5 protein-coding genes are annotated in these 4,819 nt (G+C 75.0%); all 5 read right to left on the bottom strand.

Annotated features, from left to right (window positions below):
- A partial coding sequence (locus ACWGIU_RS29965) for a serine/threonine-protein kinase (RefSeq protein WP_453711013.1) occupies nucleotides 1-945 on the bottom strand: 945 nt, incomplete at its 3' end.
- Nucleotides 946-972: 27 nt separating this feature from the next.
- Nucleotides 973-2,604, bottom strand: coding sequence for a peptide-N4-asparagine amidase (locus tag ACWGIU_RS29970; protein WP_453711014.1), 1,632 nt, complete (start codon nucleotides 2,602-2,604; stop codon nucleotides 973-975).
- A 110-nt stretch (nucleotides 2,605-2,714) separates the two neighbouring features.
- Entirely contained in the window at nucleotides 2,715-3,482 is a 768-nt protein-coding gene (gene rraA / locus ACWGIU_RS29975) for a ribonuclease E activity regulator RraA (RefSeq protein ID WP_453711016.1), read from the bottom strand.
- Between the two features lie 87 nt (nucleotides 3,483-3,569).
- Nucleotides 3,570-3,836, bottom strand: a complete 267-nt coding sequence (locus ACWGIU_RS29980; RefSeq protein ID WP_453711018.1) for a GlsB/YeaQ/YmgE family stress response membrane protein — start codon at nucleotides 3,834-3,836, stop codon at nucleotides 3,570-3,572.
- Nucleotides 3,837-3,937: 101 nt separating this feature from the next.
- Nucleotides 3,938-4,819, bottom strand: an 882-nt coding sequence (locus ACWGIU_RS29985) for a hypothetical protein (RefSeq protein WP_453711020.1), incomplete at its 5' end; no start/stop codon positions are given.

Raw genomic sequence — 4,819 nt, forward strand, 5'->3', positions numbered from 1 at the left:
ACCCGGGACCACGGGCGCGGCCGGCGCGGCCGGTGCGGCCACGGAGATCGCCGGCGTGACGGCGACCGGCCCGGGGCCCGCCCGGTGGCCGGATCCGAGAGCGGCACTCGCGTCCCGGAGCAGTTGTTCCAGCTGTGCCCCGTCGGGCCGCGCTGCCGGGTCCCGTACGAGCAGCCGTTCCAGTACGGGCGCCAGCGGGCCGGAGCGCACGGGCGCCGGGATCGGCTCGTCGAGCACGGCGACGACCGTGGCCAGGCTGGTGGCCCGGCGCAGCGGGTGGACGCCCTCCGCGGCCACGTAGAGCAGCATGCCCAGCGACCACAGGTCGGAGGCGGCCAGCCCCTCCTCCCCGCGGACGCGTTCGGGCGCGATGTACTCGGGCGAGCCGATCAGCACCCCGGTCGAGGTGAGCCCGGTCGAATCGTGCAGGGCGGCGATGCCGAAGTCGGTGAGCACCGCCGAGCCGCTGGGCCGCAGCAGCACGTTGGCCGGCTTCACGTCGCGGTGGAGCACGCCTTCGGCGTGTGCGGCGCGCAGAGCGGAGAGCACGTCGAGGCCGAGCCGCACCACGTCGGCGGGCGGCATCGGCCCGGACGCCAGCCGGTCGTACAGGGAGCCGCCCTTGACCAGCTCCATGACGATCCACGGGTGTCCGTCCACGCCCTCGGGCGGCTCGACGATGTGATGGATCGTCACCACGTGGGGGTGGGCGAGGCGGGCGAGGGCGCGGGCCTCGCGGACGGCCCGTTCGCGCAGCTGGTCGGCCAGACCGGGCTGGGCCGCGGCGGTCGCCGGGTCCGGCGGGCGCACCTCCTTGAGCGCGACCTCGCGGTGCAGGGCGATGTCGCGGGCGCGCCACACCGTACCCATGCCCCCGCTGCCAAGGGGTGCGACCAGCTCGAAACGGCCGTCGATCAGCTGTCTGCCGGCCTCACTCGTATCCATGGCCGCTCATCGTAGGGGGCGGCCGGGTCAGCAACGTCGGCGGTCCACCGTGAGCGTGCCCTGAGCGGTGGCCACCGTCCGGTCGTAACAGCCGTTGGGCGCCGCGGACCCGTACAAACGGTAGCGGGCCGAGGTGGTGGCAACCGCGTGCCGCTGGTCGCGCGGGACGTTCGCGGTGTAGGTGGCGTCCCCGGCGTACCGGTCGTCGAGCCGGGAGCTGTCGACGGCCTTGCCGCCGCGCAGCGTGACGCTGTCGGCGCGGTCGCCGAGCGCGAGGACGGTGCGCAGTCGGTCGCCGTCGCCGAGGGTGGTCTCGCCGTCCATCGTGTAGGTGCGGGCGGTCCGGGTGGTGGCCGGTCCGTGCGTCACGCTCTCCTCGTCGGTCCAGGTGGCGTTCAGCGCGTCCTGGTTCTCGCCGTCGGTCCAGCGGTGCACGGAGGTGTTCCGAACGGCGCGTGTGACGGTGGTGACCACGCGGCCGTGGGAGGTGTTCACGTGTCCGGCGACGGTCAGCCGGTGGCCGCCCTCGGTGTCCAGGCGGTGCCGCGCGCCGGGGGCCGCGGGCGTCCACCGGGAGTGGCCGGCCGGATCGCTCTCCTCGTGCCGGGTCAGGGCGCCGGTGACGACCTCCCGGCCCTCGTCCTGCCAGAGCAGCAGGTTGGTGGGGGTGCTCCAGCCGCTCTGTCCGGCGGGGACCCCGGCGACGGAGACCTCGATCCGGTGCGGGCGGCCGTCGTTGAGCAGGGCGGCGTAGGGCGTGAGGTCGTAGCGGATCGGCTGGACGTCGAAGGCGCGCGGGCCGGGGGTGACGTACCAGAGGAAGGGGTTGGACCAGCCTCCGGTCCAGACGGTGGGGAAGGGCGCGGCAATGCCGGCGAGCTGTCCGTCGACCGAGACCCGGACCTCCCGGTACGGGCCGTCCGTGGCCTTGCAGGAGTACGGGGCCGCGTCCGGGGCGGTCATGTACCAGTACTCCTCGCAGCCGCCGCCCGAGCCGGTGGCGTACACCTCGGCGAGCAGGCGCTCCGTGTTGCGCGGGGTGGTGACCGACGGGTCGGTGAGGGGCAGGACGCGGTCGGGGGTGTCCGGGGCCGGGTTGCGGCCGTCGGCGGCGTAGAAGGTCAGGGTCACCTCGACGTCGATGACACCGGTGTAGGTGTCGTCGACGACGTTGCCGATGAGCATCTCGACGGGCTGCGGGCGGGCGAGGGTGTCGCGGTAGCGGGTGACGTCCTTCTCGACGGACCAGGTGATGCCGTCGGGCGAGGGCTGCGGGGTGGAGGTGCGCAGGATCTCGACCCCGCCGAGGGAGAGGTGGCCGAGGCGGTCGTACTGGCGGCCCTTGACCTTGCCGTCGAGGCGCAGGACCACCTTGGCCCAGCGGGCCGCGCCACAGGCGGCGGGCGGCGTGTAGCTGCCTCGGTAGGGCGTGAAGTCGCGGAACCGGGCCTCCGCGAGGGTCACCCGGCACGACCGGGTCGCGGGCCGGGCGACGGGCGGGGCCGCGGTGAGCGGGTCGTGCCAGTCGGTGCCGAACTCGGCGGGCGGCGGGTCCGCGACCGGGGTCCCGGCGGCGTACGCGGGTCCCGCGCCGGCCAGGGTAGCGGCGGTCAGCACGATCGCGCCGAGCAGGCCGGTGATCATGTGTCGTCGTCTCATGGGCCCGCAGTGAAACCCGGCCCGCCGGGGCCGTGCCAGGGCGGGTGCGCCGGCCCTGGCCGGTTCTGAACCGCCTCGGCCCCGTCGGCCCCGTCGGCCCCGCTCGGACGTCAGCGGGGCAGGACGACCACGCCGTCGTCGTCCGCGTGGACGGTGTCCCCGGCGCGGAAGGTGACGTCGCCGATGGTGACGGGCTCGTCGACCGCGCCGTCGCCGGTCTTGCCGCTCTTGCCGCTCTTGCGGGGGACCGTGCCGAGCGCCTTGATGCCGAGGTCGAGCCCGCCGAAGTCGAGCCCGCCGAGGGCGACGCTGTCGCGGACCGAACCGTTGACGATCGGTCCGGCCCAGCCGTTGGCCTCGGCCGCGCCCGCGATGAGGTCGCCGACGAGGGCGGTACGCGGCGATCCCCCGCCGTCCACGACGAGGACCGCGCCCTCGCCCGGCGTGTGGATGAGAGTGCGCAGCAGCGCGTTGTCCTCGTGGCAGCGCACGGTCCGGACGGGGCAGGCGAAGACCCGGCGGCCGCCGAACCGGCGGAATCCGGTGGCGCAGATGGCCAGGGACTCGCCGTGCTCGTCGTACAGGTCGGCTGTGGGGACGAGGGTGACACTCATCCGGCTACCGGTTTCCTCGCTGCTCGTGCTCGTGCTCGTGCTCGTACGTCGCGGTGGTGCGGTTGGCGTGAGCGGCCGGTCGTCCGGCGCCGCGAGCCGGTTCAGGGATGCGGTCGTCCCCTGCGGTCCACAGCCGCGGGTCCGGGCCGGCGCCTGCTTCCACCGGGTGGGCCGGCACGACCAGGCCTCGTGTCCGAGGAGTTGGACGGTGGCCTGGGCGAGGTGCTTGTCGCCGGTGGCGATCCGGAAGTCGGAGCCGGACATCGGCCGGAATCCGACGGGCGTACGCGGGCCCAGGAGCGCGGCCCCTCCGAGCGGGCTGATCTCTTCCCCGGAACGCGTGGGGCCGGGTCAGTTCCGGGAGTTGCCGAAGAGGATGCGGTAGCCGATCAGCAGGACCAGCGAGCCCGCGATGGCGGAGCCCCAGGTGGCGAGGTCGAAGAACTCCGTCTGGATGGGCTTGTCCAGGACTTTCGCCGACAGCCAGCCGCCGATGAAGGCTCCGGCGACGCCGATCAGGGTGGTCCCGATGAGACCACCGGGGTCCCGGCCGGGCAAAAGGATCTTTGCGACGCCCCCGGCCAGCAGTCCCAGGATGATCCAGCTGACGATCCCCATGTCCAGTCACTCCGCTTCGGTCGTCCGGTCGTTCAGGCGTTCTGGCGTTCCGGCGTGCTCCTGCGGAGGACGCGCGCGGGCTCGGATCGGTTCTCCGACACTCAGACCGCCACGCGGCCGACCTGCGCGGGGAGCTCCGCGCCCGTCCGGGGGCCAGCGCCCGGACCCGCCCCGGCGGAGGGCGTCCGGGTGAGCAGGACCACTCCGCGCGCCGCCAGGAAGGCGCCTGCCCCGGCCAGCAGCAGCCCCGGCACCCCGCCCTGCAGCCGTTCGCCGAGCAGGACCATGCCGATGGTGGCCGCGGCCAGTGGGTTGGCCAGGTTCACCACGGCCAACGGGGCGCCCAGTCCGCCGCGGTAGGCCCGCTGGGACAGCAGCATCCCGCCGACCGCGAACACCATGACGAGCAGGGCCACCGCGACGACCCGGACGCTGAGCAGGGCTCCGCCGCGGCCGGCCGCCACGGCCACGGTCTGGGTCAGGGCCGAGGCCGCCGCGGAGGCCAGCCCGGAGGCGGTCGCGTGGCGCAGGCCCGAGCGCGGGTCCTTGTCGGCGGTCAGCATCAGGATCACGGCGATCGTGGCGCCGGAGACGGCCAGCGCCTCGATCAGCGTGAGGGTGTCGTCGGGGGCCGGCCCGGAGGCCGGGAGCAGCAGCAGGCCGAGCCCGGCGACGGTGGCGAGGGTGCCCCGCCACTCGGTGCCCGCCACCCGGCGTCCGGACCTGCGCGCCCCCAGCGGGACGGCGGCCACCAGGGTGAGCGCTCCGAGCGGCTGCACCAGGGTGAGGGGGCCGTACCGCAGGGCCGCCGCGTGCAGGAGCGCGGCGGCGGCGTTCAGGCCGGCCGAGGACCACCAGGCGCCGGAGCCCAGCAGGGCCTTGGCGCTGCGCGCCACGGCGGCCCGGGCGAGCCGTTCCTGGGCTACGGCGGCGGCCGCGTAGGCCACGGCCGACGCGAGGCAGAGCCCGACGGCGAGGGCGGT

This window comes from Streptomyces sp. NPDC054840 (assembly GCF_053611065.1).

Excerpts from the sequence above, each read along its gene's own strand:
- ACWGIU_RS29970 (WP_453711014.1), bottom strand. The coding sequence starts at position 2,604 with ATGAGACGACGACACATGATCACCGGCCTGCTCGGCGCGATCGTGCTG.
- rraA (WP_453711016.1), bottom strand. The coding sequence starts at position 3,482 with ATGTCCGGCTCCGACTTCCGGATCGCCACCGGCGACAAGCACCTCGCC.
- ACWGIU_RS29980 (WP_453711018.1), bottom strand. The coding sequence starts at position 3,836 with ATGGGGATCGTCAGCTGGATCATCCTGGGACTGCTGGCCGGGGGCGTC.